This window comes from Flavobacterium sp. HSC-61S13 (assembly GCF_024171535.1).
In the GTDB taxonomy this organism is placed as follows: domain Bacteria; phylum Bacteroidota; class Bacteroidia; order Flavobacteriales; family Flavobacteriaceae; genus Flavobacterium.
Genome location: NZ_JALJZV010000008.1, coordinates 21,203 through 37,657, shown reverse-complemented (window position 1 = coordinate 37,657; position 16,455 = coordinate 21,203). Strand labels below are relative to the sequence as shown.

12 protein-coding genes are annotated in these 16,455 nt (G+C 38.4%); 8 read left to right on the top strand and 4 right to left on the bottom strand.

Annotated elements, in window-relative coordinates; genetic code table 11:
• Positions 1-155 precede the first annotated feature (155 nt).
• The 8 genes from L1275_RS09495 to L1275_RS09460 all read left to right on the top strand — a co-directional run bounded on the left by L1275_RS09495 (position 156) and on the right by L1275_RS09460 (position 7,797).
• Positions 156-800: a DUF47 domain-containing protein gene (locus tag L1275_RS09495; protein ID WP_253472162.1), complete on the top strand. Its 645-nt coding sequence runs from the start codon at positions 156-158 to the stop codon at positions 798-800.
• Positions 801-806: 6 nt separating this feature from the next.
• Positions 807-1,871: an inorganic phosphate transporter gene (locus L1275_RS09490; protein WP_253472160.1), complete on the top strand. Its 1,065-nt coding sequence runs from the start codon at positions 807-809 to the stop codon at positions 1,869-1,871.
• Between the two features lie 254 nt (positions 1,872-2,125).
• The gene (locus tag L1275_RS09485; protein WP_253472158.1) at positions 2,126-2,938 is read left to right on the top strand and encodes an AraC family transcriptional regulator; all 813 of its coding nucleotides are present in this window, start codon (positions 2,126-2,128) and stop codon (positions 2,936-2,938) included.
• A 133-nt stretch (positions 2,939-3,071) separates the two neighbouring features.
• Positions 3,072-4,496: an MFS transporter gene (locus L1275_RS09480; protein ID WP_253472156.1), complete on the top strand. Its 1,425-nt coding sequence runs from the start codon at positions 3,072-3,074 to the stop codon at positions 4,494-4,496.
• A gap of 95 nt (positions 4,497-4,591) precedes the next feature.
• A complete protein-coding gene (locus L1275_RS09475) occupies positions 4,592-5,830 on the top strand; it encodes a sodium:proton antiporter (RefSeq protein WP_253472154.1) in 1,239 nt (412 codons plus the stop codon).
• A gap of 288 nt (positions 5,831-6,118) precedes the next feature.
• Positions 6,119-6,481 (top strand): DUF1304 domain-containing protein, encoded by a 363-nt coding sequence (locus L1275_RS09470; protein WP_253472152.1) that lies wholly within the window; start codon positions 6,119-6,121, stop codon positions 6,479-6,481.
• Positions 6,478-6,861, top strand: a complete 384-nt coding sequence (locus tag L1275_RS09465) for a VOC family protein (RefSeq protein WP_253472150.1) — start codon at positions 6,478-6,480, stop codon at positions 6,859-6,861. Before L1275_RS09470 ends, L1275_RS09465 begins: the two co-directional genes overlap by 4 nt.
• A 201-nt stretch (positions 6,862-7,062) precedes the next feature.
• Positions 7,063-7,797, top strand: coding sequence for a hypothetical protein (locus tag L1275_RS09460; protein ID WP_253472148.1), 735 nt, complete (start codon positions 7,063-7,065; stop codon positions 7,795-7,797).
• A 71-nt stretch (positions 7,798-7,868) separates the two neighbouring features.
• On the opposite strand, the gene L1275_RS09455 is transcribed toward L1275_RS09460, so the two are convergent.
• The 4 genes from L1275_RS09455 to L1275_RS09440 all read right to left on the bottom strand — a co-directional run bounded on the left by L1275_RS09455 (position 7,869) and on the right by L1275_RS09440 (position 16,058).
• A complete protein-coding gene (locus tag L1275_RS09455) occupies positions 7,869-8,327 on the bottom strand; it encodes a thioredoxin fold domain-containing protein (RefSeq protein ID WP_253472146.1) in 459 nt (152 codons plus the stop codon).
• Between the two features lie 65 nt (positions 8,328-8,392).
• Positions 8,393-8,761 (bottom strand): hypothetical protein, encoded by a 369-nt coding sequence (locus tag L1275_RS09450; RefSeq protein WP_253472144.1) that lies wholly within the window; start codon positions 8,759-8,761, stop codon positions 8,393-8,395.
• A 133-nt stretch (positions 8,762-8,894) separates the two neighbouring features.
• Positions 8,895-9,701 carry a bifunctional 2-polyprenyl-6-hydroxyphenol methylase/3-demethylubiquinol 3-O-methyltransferase UbiG gene (locus tag L1275_RS09445; RefSeq protein WP_253472325.1) on the bottom strand — a complete coding sequence of 269 codons (807 nt, stop codon included), beginning with the start codon at positions 9,699-9,701 and terminating at the stop codon, positions 8,895-8,897.
• Between the two features lie 264 nt (positions 9,702-9,965).
• Positions 9,966-16,058: a choice-of-anchor J domain-containing protein gene (locus L1275_RS09440; RefSeq protein ID WP_253472142.1), complete on the bottom strand. Its 6,093-nt coding sequence runs from the start codon at positions 16,056-16,058 to the stop codon at positions 9,966-9,968.
• Between the last annotated feature and the right edge of the window lie 397 nt (positions 16,059-16,455).

The window sequence follows — 16,455 nt, the reverse complement described above, 5'->3', positions numbered from 1 at the left end:
CATGAAGTAGAAACGAGCCGAATATTTAAAAACCATAAATTTAACCCCGTGTTAAGCAAAGACGACAAAGCAGTAGTATTTATCAATTTACTAAAGTTACATTAACCTTAAGTTAACATTACAGTACTTTCTTCGCACCATCTAAATAACATGAAATGTCTATAAATTCGTTTTTCAAAATGTTTACACCAAAGGATAAGGTTTTCTTTCCTTTATTAAAAGAAGCTTCATCCAGTTTAATTCAGTTAGCTGAATTATTACATGAGTGTGTTAACGCGCCAAAAGATCAACGCGAAGCTTTTTTTTTAGAAATTGCTAAATTAGAAGCGAAAATCGAAGCTTTAAAACAGCGCATTAATATCGAGTTGGGCAAAAACTTTATCACTCCGTTTGATCGCGAGGATATTTTCGCCTTAATCAAGGCTATTGATTATGTTGCAGACTATTTGAATGGTGCAGCCAACAGAATGAAAATTTATCAGGTTGCAAAAATATCCAAGTCTATTCGCAAATTGACCGAAGTAAACCTCGATGCATGTAAACTAATTGGAGAAGCCATCGACGAACTGAAGGAAATGCGCCAACTGGAAAACATCAATGTAATTTGTGAGAAAATCAACAAATTGGAAGCCAAGTCAGATAAGATATTCGACAAGGCGGTACAAGAGATTTTTGAAAACGAAATAGATGCTAAAAACATCATCAAATATAAAGAAGTACTTTCTACTTTGGAATCTGCTGCAGACAAATGTAAAAGTGTTGCTTATGTTTTAGAGGCTATAGCCGTTAAACATTCATAAAAGGCTATGGATCCATTTACATTATTAATTATTGTCATTGTATTGGCGTTTATCTTCGATTACATCAACGGTTTTCACGATGCTGCCAATTCAATTGCTACCATAGTAGCCACCAAGGTATTAACTCCGTTTCAAGCGGTACTATGGGCTGCCTTTTTTAACTTTATAGCCTACTTTATTTCAAAATATTGGTTTCAAGAGTTTAAAATTGGTAATACCATCGCCAAATCGGTTAATGAAGATTTCATTACACTTGAAGTGATATTCGCTGGACTTATCGCGGCTATCATCTGGAACTTACTAACTTGGAAATTCGGTATTCCGTCTTCTTCTTCTCATACGCTCATCGGTGGTTTTATCGGTGCTGCCATGATGCATGCAGGTGGTTTTACGGGAATTACTGGCGAACACGTTATCGTATATGCCAAGGTAATCCCAATCGTGTTGTTTATCTTTTTTGCTCCGTTGATAGGAATGCTCTTGGCTTCGATTATTACGCTGAGTATATTGAATATTTTTAAACACGCCAATCCTAAGAAAGCCGAAAAATGGTTTAAAAAGATGCAGTTGGTTTCGTCTGCCATGTTTAGTTTGGGACATGGAGGAAATGATGCACAAAAGGTTATGGGAATTATCGGTGCTGCCGTAATTTTCTATCACGTCGATGCCGGACACCAGGACTGGATCAATTCTCCAGATCGATTTAATTATTTTGTTGACCAATGGGGTTGGGTACCTTTATTATCCTTTATCATCATCGGTTTAGGGACTATGAGTGGCGGTTGGAAAATCGTAAAAACCATGGGAACTAAAATCACTAAGGTAAATTCTTTAGAAGGCGTAAGTGCGGAAACAGCCGGAGCGTTAACGTTATATATTTCTGAATTTTTCGGAATTCCAGTTTCCACTACACATACCATCACCGGTTCTATTATTGGTGTAGGACTTACTAAAAGGGTTTCAGCTGTGCGTTGGGGAATCACCATCAGCCTCTTATGGGCCTGGGTATTAACCATTCCAGTATCTGCTGCAATTGCTGCTATTATTTATACTTTGGTCAAATTGTTTTAAACTCCATAGAGTATATCCATAAAAAGAGGCTGTCCCAAAAGGATAGCCTCTTTTGTTTTAAAAACGACCAGCACCCCATCCCCACTTTATCATCTCTTGAAGCCGATAAATTTATTCCACAGATCTTAATTTACACAGCTTATCTTTGTATTTTAGAAACCGATAAAAGGACTAGTCTCTAAACAACGGTATAGCCGTTCGGGTCTTTCTTTTTACTTGGTAAAAGTTAGATTTTAAACAATAGATAAGACTGTATGATAGAATTTGAAGTAAAATATCACGAAGGCCATGGAAATCTTAGGATCGCTACCCCGGTAAAAAATGATTATTACACCGTTTTCATTTGTTATCGTGGTACAGCATCCATCATAGTCGGTTTTCACAAATTCGAATTAACTCCAAATGTCATTGCGATTATTCCTCCAGATGTCATATTTTCTCTTAGTAACTTAACGGACGACTTCGATGTGAGGCAGATCTTATTTGTAAAATCCTTTTTGCAAAAGATGTTTTTAAAAGAGGACATTATTGACGAGCTGTTGTTGCTTAATAGCAACTATCCCCCGATATATCAATTAAACGAACGATTCCCCATAGTCGCGGATCGATTTACAGCAGTAAAAAGAGAAATAGCGTTGCAATCTGCTTATCATTTGGACCTTACCCGATTGATCTTGTTGGAAATTTTGTACGAGTATAATCGCGCTTGCGAATACTGCCTATTGGGTTTTGAAAAGAATATGAATCGAAATTACCAACTTACCTATGAATTTAAACGGCTCGTTGATCAGTATTTTGCACAATGGAATTCTATAGGACAATACGCATCAGAGCTTCATGTATCGGCAAAACACTTAACGGAAGTGGTTAAGGAAGAAACCGGACATACCGCGTTGCAGCTCATTCATGAAAGACTGTTATTGGAGAGTCAATATTTGCTAAAGCACACCACCATTTCCGTAAAAGAATGTGCAAGTTTGCTGGGTTTTGAAACCGCTTCGTATTTCTCTCGTTTTTTTAAAAGTCATACGACCCTTTCACCCAATGAGTATCGAAAAAAAATGTAAGCGTGTTCAATCTGCGATTTCGTTGATCAATTGCACTGCAAATCCGTAAAATTTAAACTTAATTCCGAAAATCGGGTATTGTCAATGGTTGGTCACTTTTTGAACTTTGCAAAGTAATTTTAATACTTTACAAATGGATAATATAGATACCGTGACCACTGATAAAAAAGGAGCTACTTGGTCAGACCTTTTCTCCAAAGGCAATTCGCTCATGGCAATTATACTGGCCTTAGGAGTCATGTTGCATGCTACTAATGTTTATTTGGCCACAACGATCATGCCTTCGATTATAAAAGAGATTGGAGGATTGGAGTATTACGCTTGGAATACGACTCTATTTGTTGTTGCATCAGTAATAGGATCGGTCATTTCCGCCAATCAAATGGCTAGATCAGGGCCAAGAAAAGCCTATCAAATTGGAATTATATTTTTTACTATAGGAACTTTGCTCTGTGCCTTAGCACCCACGATGCCTCTTTTATTAGTTGGACGTTCTATTCAAGGTTATGGAGGCGGTTTACTTTTTGCATTATCCTATGCTATGGTCAGATTCGTTTTTACAGAAAATTTATGGTCTAGGGCAATGGCTTTGATTTCGGGAATGTGGGGAGTAGCTGCTTTTTCAGGTCCTTTACTTGGAGGTATATTCGCCGAGCACGGGCATTGGCGATGGTCTTTTGGAGTATTGTTGCTGTTTTGCGTTTTCATTCTGATCACTGCCTCGATTATCTTGCCAAAAGAAAAAAAGAGTCAACCCGTAGCACCAATCCCCTATTTAAAGCTTGCACTGCTTAGTTTGGCTGTATTAGCTGTATCTGTGGGTAGTGTACAGAAAAACGTATTAGAAAATGTGGCAGGAGTTATCGTTGCCTTATCTTTTTTATTACTACTCGGTTTCGCTGAAAAAAAGAATCGCATTCGATTACTCCCTACTGGAGCCTATCAAATTTCATCTGCACTTGGCGCAACTTATGCTGTTATGGCATTACTAACCATAGCGACTTCTATTGAAATCTACGTTCCTTATTTTGCACAAGTCATTTATAAATTCAGCCCATTAAAGGCCGGTTATCTGACCGTTTTAATAGCAATTGGTTGGACTTTATCGGCTATACTTTTTTCTGGCTATAAGGGACAGTCGGTAAAAAAAATTGTGTTTTTAGGAGCCTTTTTGATGTTCATTGGCTTAGTAGGTTTGAGTTATGTAGCCATAGTCAACCCATTGACTCCCGATTGGAATGTCGCTTTAAACGGTATATTCCTTTTAACCATTGGAGCAGGAATAGGAATGGGATGGCCGCATTTATTAACCCAAGTATTTTCTTTAGCACCCACGGGCGAGGAAAACTTAACTTCCTCTTCTGTAACAACGGTACAACTGATCGCTACTTCCTTTGGTGCTGCCCTAGCAGGTTTAGTCACTAATTTAGGAGGAATAACCGATTCCAATACGATCCTCGGCGTTGCTTCCGCTTCAATATATTTATACAGCATCTTTGCAATAGCTCCATTAGCAGCGCTACTCATCTTGCTGTTTTTTAGAACCGGTAATAAATAAGAAAGCTGCTTAAATTTTATACTTTTTGGACTTATAATCCGAGTAAATTTCTGTCAGCTAAATTCAAAATCGTACTTTTGCAAAAAGAAATTCTCATGGAATTATATTATACGTTTTCAGTCTTAATCGTACTCGCTTCCTTTTTTGCTTACCTCAATTTACGTTTTTTAAAACTTCCCGGAACCATTGGAATCATGATCATTGCGATGTTTGTTTCGTTGGGTATTCGCTTTTTGGGAGCATCCATATTTCCCGATACTACCAAGCATTTTTTTACGCTGATTCAAGAATTTGACTTTAATGAAATTCTGATGGGCGCCATGTTGAACTTTTTATTATTTGCCGGCGCCCTACACGTCAATATTTCTGATTTAAAAGATCAGAAATGGGCTATTGCGACCTATTCAACCATCAGCGTAGTCTTATCCGCTTTAATCATCTCTGCACTGCTGTATTATATTGCACCCCTGTTTGGTATCAGCATACCTTATATCTATTGCTTACTATTTGGAACCCTGATTTCACCTACTGACCCGATTGTGGTCTTGGGCATATTAAAACAAGCCAAAGTACCCAAACACATTGAAACCAAAATCACTGGCGAATCTCTTTTTAATGACGGTGTGGCTGTAGTGATGTTTGCGGTAGTACTCAAATTGGCGACTGACGTCAATTTTGATGCGACTTTTGGCTCGGTGTCCTTATTATTCTTTAAGGAAGCCGTTGGAGGAATTGTATTAGGAGGGCTTTTAGGATTGACAGCATCTAAGGTTATGAAACAAATCGACGACTATAAAGTTTCGGTTTTGATAACGCTTTCTATTGTTATGGGGGGTTTTCTAATTGCCAAAGGGCTACATGTTTCAAGTCCGCTAGCCATGGTCATAGCCGGTTTGATCATCGGTAATTTTGGAAAATCCGTTGATATGAGCGAGCAAACCCGTGATTATTTAGGTAAATTCTGGGAATTGATCGACGAAATCATGAATGCGATACTGTTTTTATTCATTGGATTTGAGTTGTTGCTGTTGCCGAATATCTCCGAGCAATTGGTGCTGGGTGTCGTTGCTATATTTATCGTATTATTCTCTAGAATGTTGTCGATATTGATTCCGGTCAAGTCCATTTTGAGAACCAACACCTATTCCAGAGGATCGCTAATCGTTATGGTTTGGGGTGGAATTCGCGGCGGTGTGTCGATCGCCTTAGTCCTATCCATGCCCGCTGGAGAATGGAAAGATTTGTTTTTAGAGATTACCTATATCGTCGTTTTATTCTCTATAGTGGTTCAAGGACTTACCGTAGGCAAACTCGCTAATAAATTATTGAAATAAATAATCTCAATAAACCTCTAAAACAGTAAATAATTAAGCCTCAATAAAAGACATAAACGTTAATATTACTTAAAAAAATATATTTTTATACAAATATAATTATTACTTCACTTTACCATTTTAAATTTGTAATTTTCCTCTTTTAAAATTATACTAAAAATTTATCTTAAAATAGATGTTTAAATCACAAAAAGATTAATTTTGATATGATTATAATTTTTTATTATTTAGCAACTGCTAATCTAAAGTAAAAAAAAATCATAAAATTATTAATAATTTAATTTTACCATGACATTACTTTCTCAAATTCTAATTGGATTAATAGCTATAGAACACATCTATATACTATGGATTGAAATGTTTGCTTGGACCACTTTAGGTAAGAAGACCTTCAAATCGCTACCGGAGGAATTGTTTGAACCGACCAAAGCACTGGCAGCTAATCAGGGTTTGTATAATGGTTTTCTCGCTGCGGGTTTACTGTGGTCTTTAGTGATTGCAGATCCGATATGGTCAAAAAACACGGCCTTATTCTTTTTGTTGTGCGTAGCCGCGGCAGGGATATATGGCGGTATTAGCGCTTCAAAATCAATTTTTTTTAAACAAGCATTACCTGCTTTATTCACCATCATAATTCTTTATTTAATATGAAAATTAGTCATTTAGATCATTTGGTTTTAACTGTTGTAAATATTGATAAAACGTGTGAGTTTTACAGTGAAGTTCTGGGAATGGAAATCGTCACTTTTGAAAAAAATAAAAAAGCATTACAATTTGGTAATCAAAAAATCTATTTACATCTGTTTAAACACGAAACCTTTCCAAAAGCCAGAAATTCAACACCTGGATCGGCTGACTTGTGTTTGATCACCACAACGCCGTTAGAAGCAGTTTTAAAGGAGTTAACCGAACAAAAAATTCCTGTATTAGAAGGCGGGATTTCAGAACGTTTAGGCGCTACAGGTAAGATCCGGTCGGTCTTTTTTAGAGATCCGGACTTAAATTTGATTGCTGTAAGCAATTATATATAGTACCTTATTCCGCTTTTGATGATCCGATCGTAGTTTTGTCAAGCAACAGCACGAATTGATCGTATTAAAATGCCCTGTTTAGCCATATCGTTAGAGGGCATTTTTTTATGCTTTTATTACAAAATATCCCTGTTTCTTTACAGTTGACACCATTAGCATTGAATTAAAATTGATTTTTGTCGTTCTATAATCCGCAAAACGATGAAAAGCCCACAAAACTCCATAAGCTTCTGGAATGAGCACAAGATTGTAATTCCGTTTTGGAAAAAGTTGTTTTACAAAAAGCAAACTAAAACCAAAGGCTTACTCACACCCGACTGTATTCCCCAACATTGTAGTGGTATTACCTTAAAACAGATTCCGATTAAGTCGATTTTATTTTCGACAGATCTTGCATTAATTGAAAACAGCGATTCCGATGCGGTGTTGGCGGTTTATCCGTTTCCTCCGTCTTCTAAAATCATGAAAGCGTTGATCGACTTTGCTGACAAACCGGTCATTTGTGGTATAGGAGGCGGTCTTACTCAAGGTAGAACAGCCTTGACGATGGCACAAGAAGCAGAACAACTCGGAGCAGCCGCAGTAATTGTTAACCAACCGTTTCAAAACAAAGACATCGAAAAAATCAGAAAAGCGATTAGCATACCTATAATTTCCAGTATATCTGTACTCGATTTCGATTTTAAAAAACGAATCGATTCTGGAGTCGATTTCTTTCATATCACTGGAGGCAACGAGACCTGTCGCATCATTCAACACCTCAATCTGCATTTTCCCGACCATCCCGTGATAGCAACTGGTGGCAAAACCCTACATCACATTACCGATGCTATAGCCATAGGTGCTAAAGCCATAGTTCTGACACCCCCGTCCAACGGAGACTTGTTTAAGTCCATCATGGAAAATTATCGACGCGGTATATCCCTTATCAAATAAAGCGTTTAAAACACAAAAAAATCCCTTTTTACGCGAGGTAAAAAGGGATTAATTCATTTAAAAATATAGTCTTATTTTATTTCAGTCAGCAATTGTTTAGCATTGCGGAATCCCAAAATATTCTTTTCTATTTTAGCCTCTTTTCCAATGACCACCATCGAAGGGTAAGCCTGAATTTTCAAATAATTTGTGAATTCATGCATACTGTTCCTGCTGTTGGCTCTATTAGGGTCATAACGTGGATTTTTGAAGCTTTTTTCCAAGAAAGTAATACTTTCATTTCCTTCTGCATTAAACTTCACCGCATAAAAATTTTCATTGATATGCTTGATTACTTCTGCATCGCTAAAAGTTGCTTCATCAAGGAGCTTACACGGACCGCACCAATTGGTGTATACGTCAATAAAAATGGGTTTTGGAGACTTCTTTTGGGCAGCAACGGCCTGATCGAAGCTCATCCAGTTTATTTTTTGTGCCTGAGAACTTATCCCCAACATCACAAAAAACACAAGATATACAAGTTTTTTCATTATGATTTTTTTTGAGTTTATATGGAACTAAATCTTATATCCAACTTGAATATAAAATCACCTACTTAGGTCAGCATGCCATTAGGAGGTGGTGTTATTAGTTGAATATATGGGGGCGAATGGATGTCTGGTTGGTAATAAAAGCTTTGTGTGGTCCAGAAGGCAGTCCTCCTAAACTCAAATACAAAAGGCGCCACATTGATCAGGTTATCACAAGAAACCGTAATGACCTGAACCGATTTTGAAAGGGCTTTGTGTTTTTGACCGAGCTTTTTAGTGGTATGGTCGGTTTTTATATGACATACCCTTTGATAACATATAGCCGTTTTTCCTGAGCACAATTTACCCGGTACTAACGCAAAAGGCTGTACAAAACAAATTGTAAATAACAAAATTAAAAACAGGGCGATATGTGATGTACTTCGTTTTTGCATCGTTCCAAAAATAACCATTTAATCTAATCCAATTCCCTTCCTAAAAGTTAATTTTGAAAATCTGTTGATTTTGCTGTTTATATAAAACAAACACTAGCCTTGTTGTCTCCTATTTGTGTTAAGTCCAACACGACTAACGCGCTTTCTTCTGAGCAACTATGGAATATACCATCGGAATTTTGTCTCCCAATGTTTGTATTCTATATTTTTTAGGTTCAAATTCTACCGTATTCTCAAAACAGTTGTAGGGTGAATAGTCATACTCTTCCATGGCACCGATTTCTAAACCGTTTTGGATCAAACCCTGAAACACTTCAGATAAGGCATGATTCCAAGTCACATTTTGTGGAGTGATTGAAGCCGAACGATCGGCATAGGTACCGCTTTCGGTTTCTATAATCGGACCACTATTAAAATAGCGGTATTGAATATGACTAAAATCATCGCTAAACATCCAAACCACAGGATGAAATTCGACCATAACAAATTTCCCTCCCGGTTTTAGAAATTGAGATACCACTGCTCCCCATTGTTCTAAATCCGGCAGCCAACCGATCGTCCCATAACTCGTAAACACGACATCGAACTTTTCGGTTAAGTGCTTGGGTAAGTCGTAAATATCACAGCAGATAAACGTAGCATCCAATTCCAATTGTTCGGCAATCTGTCGCGCATTGTAAATCGCTACATCCGATAAATCGACCCCGGTTACCTCAGCACCCAATCGACTTAATGATAAACTATCTTGTCCGAAATGGCATTGAAGATGAAGTACGGTTTTTCCTTTTAGATCGCCGAGTAAATCCAGTTCAATGGAGTTTAACGAGCTTTGTCCTTGCATAAATCCCTCAACATCATAAAAATCAGATTTTAAATGATGGGCTGTTTTTGCATTCCAGGATTCTTTATTTATCGCAATATAATTTGGATTGGACTCCATAATATTCATTATTTTAATGATTGACCTGACAAACCTAAGAATTTCTTATTCGTAAACCATAAATCACGCCTATATTTTTTTCAGATCGCAAAATTAAATAAAAACAATCTCAAACTGTGTCTAGAAATGATCACAAACTACGTTACTAGCACGACTACAACAATGCCAAAACAATCGAAACAAAAAAGGAGATCGCTTTGATACGATCTCCTTTTTCTAAATTAAAAGTATATTAAAAAATTTTTTTATAACACTTCAAAGCAGCTAGCGATTGATCTGAATCCATCCGCTACGCGTTTGATCTCTGGCTATAATTACGTAATAATACGTACCGTCTGGTAAATTATTACCGCCTTTATCCTGACCTTGCCATTGGTCGGTATAACCGTTGCCATAGGTGTATACTTCTGCCCCCCAACGGTTGTAAATTTTAAGGCTTTGGACACCATGTGTCGTAAGATCTAGTCGGTCATTGAAACCGTCACCGTTTGGAGAAATTCCCTTTGGAATCGGACATACGTTATAATTTACGGTAAAACTACTTTCGTCTTGACACAAGCCGTCTTTAGATTGTGCAAACACATAAATTGTCTGTGCCGTTGCTACCTTAGTTCCCGCAATTAATTCCACACCTTTTCCATCAGGTTCCGTATAATATTTGTTAAAAGCTGGAAGCGGTTTTAATTGATAAAACTCACAGTCCAGAGTTTCGTCTTCAAAAACTGCAGCAGTGATCGGTGCTGTAATCGTGACTTTATACGAGGTTTCCTCATAACAACCTTGGTCATTATTTACTTGCAATACAAAGATTTGATGCTCACCAACAAGGTTCAATACCTCCTCAGCAAAATATTGCTTGCCTGCGCCAGCAGATTCCATATAGTAAAACTGGTTTGGAGGTAATGCTGGAAATACGTAGTGCTCACAAACACTAAGATCTTCAAATACAGGAGGCTCTGCTCCCATTTGTACTACTATCGACAAGCGGAATACCTCGTGACAGCCTGTAAGCGTGTTTTCAACACGCAAGTATAAAATCTGATCGTTCGGTTTTTTTCCCAGCTCGTAATTGGTCGGTTTTTCAATCTTATCTTTAGCCGCTTCTGCCGCCTCTACCGTCGTATAATATGCAGTAGTAAACAATGTCGGATCAACGTTTTTAAACATATCGACTTCGACTTGTTTTAAATTGACCTCCAAAGCTTTTAAACTCATCCTGCATATTTCTATTTCAGCAGGTTGTAAAACCACCGTCGAAATAGCTGGGTAAAATTCTACTTTTTTAGTACCTCTAGACTCGCAGTTATTGAGTTCAGGGAAGGTCACAATCATTTCATAAACCCCTGCCGCTGTCACTGTTAAGTCTGGAGCGTTTGCCCCAGCGATTAGCTGACCGTCTTTTAACCACGATATCTCTTTTTTCAGATCCGCAGAGTTGCTAACTCCCGATTGAATGGTTACGGTATCCCCTACACAAAGCGCATTATTTGTCTCAACCAGCAAATCTTCTCCCAAATCTACTTTACCTAAGTCAAAACTTCCCGCTTTAAAAAACACGGCTGAAGTATGTGACGGGGTTGGGCAGAAATCAGCTATAGCTAGTTTAATGCGGTATTTACCTCCGGGTTTTAAGGCAATGCTCTCTGAACTCATCGGTATGGTTAATCCGACGAAATTGATCGGAGCATCCAAAGGATTTCCGTAAACATTGTCATAGTGACTACCGTAATATTCTGGGTTCACACTTTGACAACTCAAGTTTGCTTTTTCTTTATCGCGTATAGAAGATAAGGCGATAGGCAATTCAGTACCCGGAACAAGGGCTAAGTTTTGTCCTTCACCTGTACTCAAATCGGTGATCCAAGCGGCAAATAAAGCTCCTCCCTGCCCACAAGCATAAGTACACCAGTTGGTGTAACTGTCTGAAGCAAATATGTATTCGAATTTTAAGGCATCTTTTACCGATATAAAATCAAATTCCAAAACCGAAACATATTTACTCGTTCCGAATCCAGCTCCGCCAATTCTGTCGATGACGAGGTTTAGATTTGGATCCCCCTCCCATTTCGGTACTTTTTGTTTGTTAGGCGAATTGGGCACATAAGGTCCTGGCACGGCATCTATAGCTTGTGTTGCTAGCACAATTCCCTCTTCAAACGGAAAATTAGAAGTGCCTTTGTTAAAATAGCCCAAGGTATTGATGGTGTTTTTTCCATCGCCCGCCTGTAGGGTCACATTGGATACCAAATCACAACTCGAATTGATTAAAACCTGATTAACAAGTTGTTCAACAGATCTATTCTTCCCACTTTCCTCTACGATTAACGAGCCGAAAACCGGGGTTGTAATACATAAGTCAAATATAAAATCTGGATTAGTACTCGCATTAATTCCGAAGCGCAGATAATACTTCTGTCCGGGAACTAAGTTTTTAAAAATCTTAAAACTATCCATACCGGCTATACTTCTATTGCTTAAAGTAAAACATTCCAAAGCGGTAGCACTCATAGTAGCACACGGTTGATCGTATATGGCACCGAACATAACTGGAGTTAAAGTAGATCCTGAAAGACTCTTAAAATTCATAACTGATACCATATGTGTAGCGGCAGTAGCTGTAAACTCATACCATACATCATTACCCATGGTTGCATGACAAGTCGGTGCTACTAAAGATCCTTTATTCAATCCGTAGAGCATGCCCTCCACCTTTTTGTCACAAACAGTCGTTGCATTGACCGGTACATTAATCGCCTTGGAGCAATCGGTATTGGTACCGCGAATAATCAGCGGAACTCCTGTAGACCAATCGCTATAGGTTTTTCCATCAGCGCATAAAGCTCTGACATAAACCGTATGCGCCGTACCCAGTTTTAAGTTATTCAACTGTTGTTCTGCAACTCCACTTACTTTTATGGTATTGGTTGGGTTGGTCGATGGTTGTTCTCCGTGTGGCAACACTAGTACTTCCCAATTCGATATGCCTCCATCCTGTTTCCAAGTTACTTTATAGTCTGTCGCAGAAATTTCACTGATAGTAATCGCATAGGGTTCGGGGCAGTTTTCTATTTTCTTTAAAGAAATATTATCCAAGTGGAAGAAAACTCCATTAACATCTTTATTATCGATATGCCACGCTAAATTCACCGGACCTTTTGTATGAGTAAAAAACACTACTTCCTCTATATACGCATCCGTTGACGAATTTTTAGAAGCGACCAACACTTTGGTAAAATCCTTGGGATCTTGTCCGTTGGCGGATAGTAACACTTCAAACTTACAATTGAATCCGGCCCCTACGATGGTTTTATAATGATATTTTAAAACATAGTTTCCTCCGTCTAAATCAACGGTTGGAGAAATCAACCAATCGTCAAAGTTTTTGTTGGAACGGCTGGTGTAAAACGTCAATCCTTGATCGCCTTCAAATTTGCTGTTTGCCGTGATTTTCCACAGGGTACCGAAAGGATTCACTACGCCTAGATTGTCTACGGTTGTCCAGCATCTGTACAACTTGGAATCGCTATTAAATCCCTCCCAGAATGGGGTTTGGTAGGTGCTGCATAAGGTTGTAAAAACAAACGGTCCTTTCCAAACGCTATATCCTCCTTTTTCACAAAGTGTACGCACATAAAATTCATAATCGGTATTGGGATCTAAATTTTTACCCGATTGTTCTTTCGTAATTATATTTTCTTTGGTGGCAGTGGCTGTACCGCTTGCAGTAGGTGTTATTCCTCCGGCTTTTTGAACATAGTATTGCCAATTTTTACCACCCATATCATCGCGCCAAAAAAGTGTAGCCTTACTAGAAGTCTCGTCTTTAGCTCCTAAATTTAAGGGCTCTGGACAATTTACAACTTCTTCGACAAACACATTATCGATAGAAAGTCGGGACACCCCTTTACTCGTTTGCTGCCAACCAATGTTAACATCACCGCTAACAGCAGTGATGAATGCCGTTTCCTCGAACCAATCCGCTTTTGCGACATATTTCTTTTTGGGAATCAGTATTTTAGTAAATTGTTTGGGATCGGTACCCGAGTTTGAAAGCGATACGGCAAACTCATAGTCGGATGTTTCCGTGGTGTGGGTTTTGTAATGGTATTTCAAGCGATACGTTTTGGAAACATCTAATTTTAATCTTGGTGAAATCAGCCAATCGTCGTGTAGTGTTGTGCTTCCGGTACCCATAAAAAGCATGGCTAAATCGCCTTCATAATTTGCCGAATTTCGAAGCCAAATATTGCTACTGGACAAAGCATCGTCATTGGCGTCGATAATCGTCCAACATGGAAATGATTTGGAGCTGTTATTAAAGCCTTCCCAGAATGGAATCGCATAAACCTTACATCCGGTTCTAAATTGAAACGGTTTTGACCACGGACTCACTTCTCCCGGTCCACAGCTACTGCGCAAATAATACTCGTATTCGGTATTCTCCTGCAGTTGATCACCGTTTTTGTCTTGAGTGATGGGTTGTTCCGATTTATTAGTAAGTGTTCCTGCGCCTATAGGGGCATTACCCCCAGATTTTTGAACGACATATTCCCAACTTACACCAAATGGATCATTCCAAGACAAGGTAACAGCATTTTCTGCTTGGTCTTTTACACCCAAGTTAATCGGTTCAGGACAACCTTTGATTTCTTCCAAGAAAATATTGTCCAAATATAAGTGAGCGATATTACTTTTAGTATCGTGATGCCAAGCGATATTAATATCCCCTTTGATATTTCCTATATAGAGGGTTTCCTGTTTCCAATTGGTATCCCCATCTTTTCGCGACAGCAATTCCTCAGTAAAATCCAAAGGACTTACACCTTGTTTAGAAAGTAAAACCCTAAAACTCGTTTTATAACTGCTGTTGGTTCTGTAATGAAATTTTAATCGGTATCTTTTGGTATCGTCTACTTTGAATGTCGGAGAAATCAACCAATCGTCGTGATCTACCGCATCCGAACCTCTGAAATACATCGACTGATCTCCTTCGAAGTTAATTCCATTGACGTTCCAGCGATCTCTGGTCGTGTTTCCATCCCCATTTCGATCTACAACAGTCCAACAAGCAAGTGTTTTGGAGTTTTTATTAAAGCCTTCCCAAAACGGAATCAGCTCTTCGTTACACGGTAATTTGAAAGCGAATGGCCCCACCCATATACTCGTTTTTCCCGAACCGCAGTTTGCGCGAACATAAAATTCATAAGCGGTGTTCGGCGCTAGAGGTCCCGCACCAATTCCGTTGGTACTCGTCACGGTGACCTTTGTAGTATTGATTAGATTACCACTGCCTACGGGTGTTTTTCCACCAGCATGTTGTACATAATATTCCCAGCTGGTATTCGCTGGATCTTGCCATGAAAACTGAGCGCCTGACTTATTTAAATGGCTGACTTCTATTTTTTCATCGGGGCTAATACAACTTACTTCCGATACATTAACAGCATCGACATATAGGGTTACCGCTCCTTTTGTTTTTACGTGCCAAGCTAAGTTTACCGCTCCGGTGATGCCTGTCACGTATAATACTTTACGTTTGAATACAGCTACGGCGGATTGGTTTTCTAAAGGTTGTAAAACATGAGTAAAACTCGTAATATCGGTTCCTGATGTTGATAGCAATACTTCAAACTCATTGTTAGCCGTTGCTAAGGCCGATGTTTTGTACCAGTAAGTTATGGCATAGGTGCCGCCTTGCAATTGTATAGCTGGGGAAATCAACCAATCACTGTGAAGTGTTTCCGCCCCAGTACCTAAAAATCGCATACTGATAGTTCCTTCATAAGCATTGGTCGCGCCGGTTGCGCTTTGCCATTGATTTGCCGTTGCGGTACCGTCTTTAGCGTCGTCAACAACAGTCCAACAATTTTTGGTTATAGAAGTGTTTTCAAAGCCCTCTGCAAAAGGTAAAGCCAAAATACCACAAGCGGTTTTAAAGTCAAAAGGTCCCTGCCAAATGCTAGATCCATTATTGGTACAAATCGCGCGAACATAGTATTCGTAATCCGTATTTGGCATTAGTACCGCACCTTTGTCATCATGAGTTACTATGACTTCTTTAGTTGTAGTAGGTCGCCCATTGGCAGTGGGTTTTCCCCCTCCAAGAGGTACCACACTATACTCCCAAGAGGTCGCATTAGTATCGTTCCAATACAGGGTTGCTTCACCACTTTTAATGTTTTTAACCATTAGATTCTCAGGAGGCTCACAGCTAGCTAAAGACAATTCGCTTTGCCATTCATTCCATAAATTATCAAGCGAATATTTATAATTTGAAGTAAAAAACACAGTTTGCATACCATAACTCATGGTAAGACAAACAGCACAAAGGCTGAAAAAAAGTATCCATTTTTTCATAAGGTAAGTTTTAAATTGTTTCTTATTTAGTCTTGATCTAAATAATCGCAAACCTAAAACTTTAAGAGCAAAAAAACAATCCAAATATAAATATATCGCAAAACAACCGTTTTTTAATCTACTAACATACTATTGAATACAATGCGATTACGATAACAAAAGCGCTATATAATTTTTATAAACCATCTATATATAACAAAATAAAACAGCAAACTGTACATTAATTTCTTTTTTTAAGAATTTTAAAAAAGGAAATTAAATGTTTTATTTTAACATATAAATTTCCCGTTGGACCCCGCGTTAAACAACTGCATTTTGATCATCAATACTTCATCGAAAGAACCACTGATGATTTCGATGTATTCAACGCTCCATTTTGAAATTTCCGTCTATAAAA

Bases quoted from the DNA above. Each gene is read 5' to 3' on its own strand.
- L1275_RS09495 (WP_253472162.1), top strand. From the start codon at position 156: ATGTCTATAAATTCGTTTTTCAAAATGTTTACACCAAAGGATAAGGTT.
- L1275_RS09490 (WP_253472160.1), top strand. From the start codon at position 807: ATGGATCCATTTACATTATTAATTATTGTCATTGTATTGGCGTTTATC.
- L1275_RS09485 (WP_253472158.1), top strand. From the start codon at position 2,126: ATGATAGAATTTGAAGTAAAATATCACGAAGGCCATGGAAATCTTAGG.
- L1275_RS09480 (WP_253472156.1), top strand. From the start codon at position 3,072: ATGGATAATATAGATACCGTGACCACTGATAAAAAAGGAGCTACTTGG.
- L1275_RS09475 (WP_253472154.1), top strand. From the start codon at position 4,592: ATGGAATTATATTATACGTTTTCAGTCTTAATCGTACTCGCTTCCTTT.
- L1275_RS09470 (WP_253472152.1), top strand. From the start codon at position 6,119: ATGACATTACTTTCTCAAATTCTAATTGGATTAATAGCTATAGAACAC.
- L1275_RS09465 (WP_253472150.1), top strand. From the start codon at position 6,478: ATGAAAATTAGTCATTTAGATCATTTGGTTTTAACTGTTGTAAATATT.
- L1275_RS09460 (WP_253472148.1), top strand. From the start codon at position 7,063: ATGAAAAGCCCACAAAACTCCATAAGCTTCTGGAATGAGCACAAGATT.
- L1275_RS09455 (WP_253472146.1), bottom strand. From the start codon at position 8,327: ATGAAAAAACTTGTATATCTTGTGTTTTTTGTGATGTTGGGGATAAGT.
- L1275_RS09450 (WP_253472144.1), bottom strand. From the start codon at position 8,761: ATGCAAAAACGAAGTACATCACATATCGCCCTGTTTTTAATTTTGTTA.
- L1275_RS09445 (WP_253472325.1), bottom strand. From the start codon at position 9,701: ATGGAGTCCAATCCAAATTATATTGCGATAAATAAAGAATCCTGGAAT.
- L1275_RS09440 (WP_253472142.1), bottom strand. From the start codon at position 16,058: ATGAAAAAATGGATACTTTTTTTCAGCCTTTGTGCTGTTTGTCTTACC.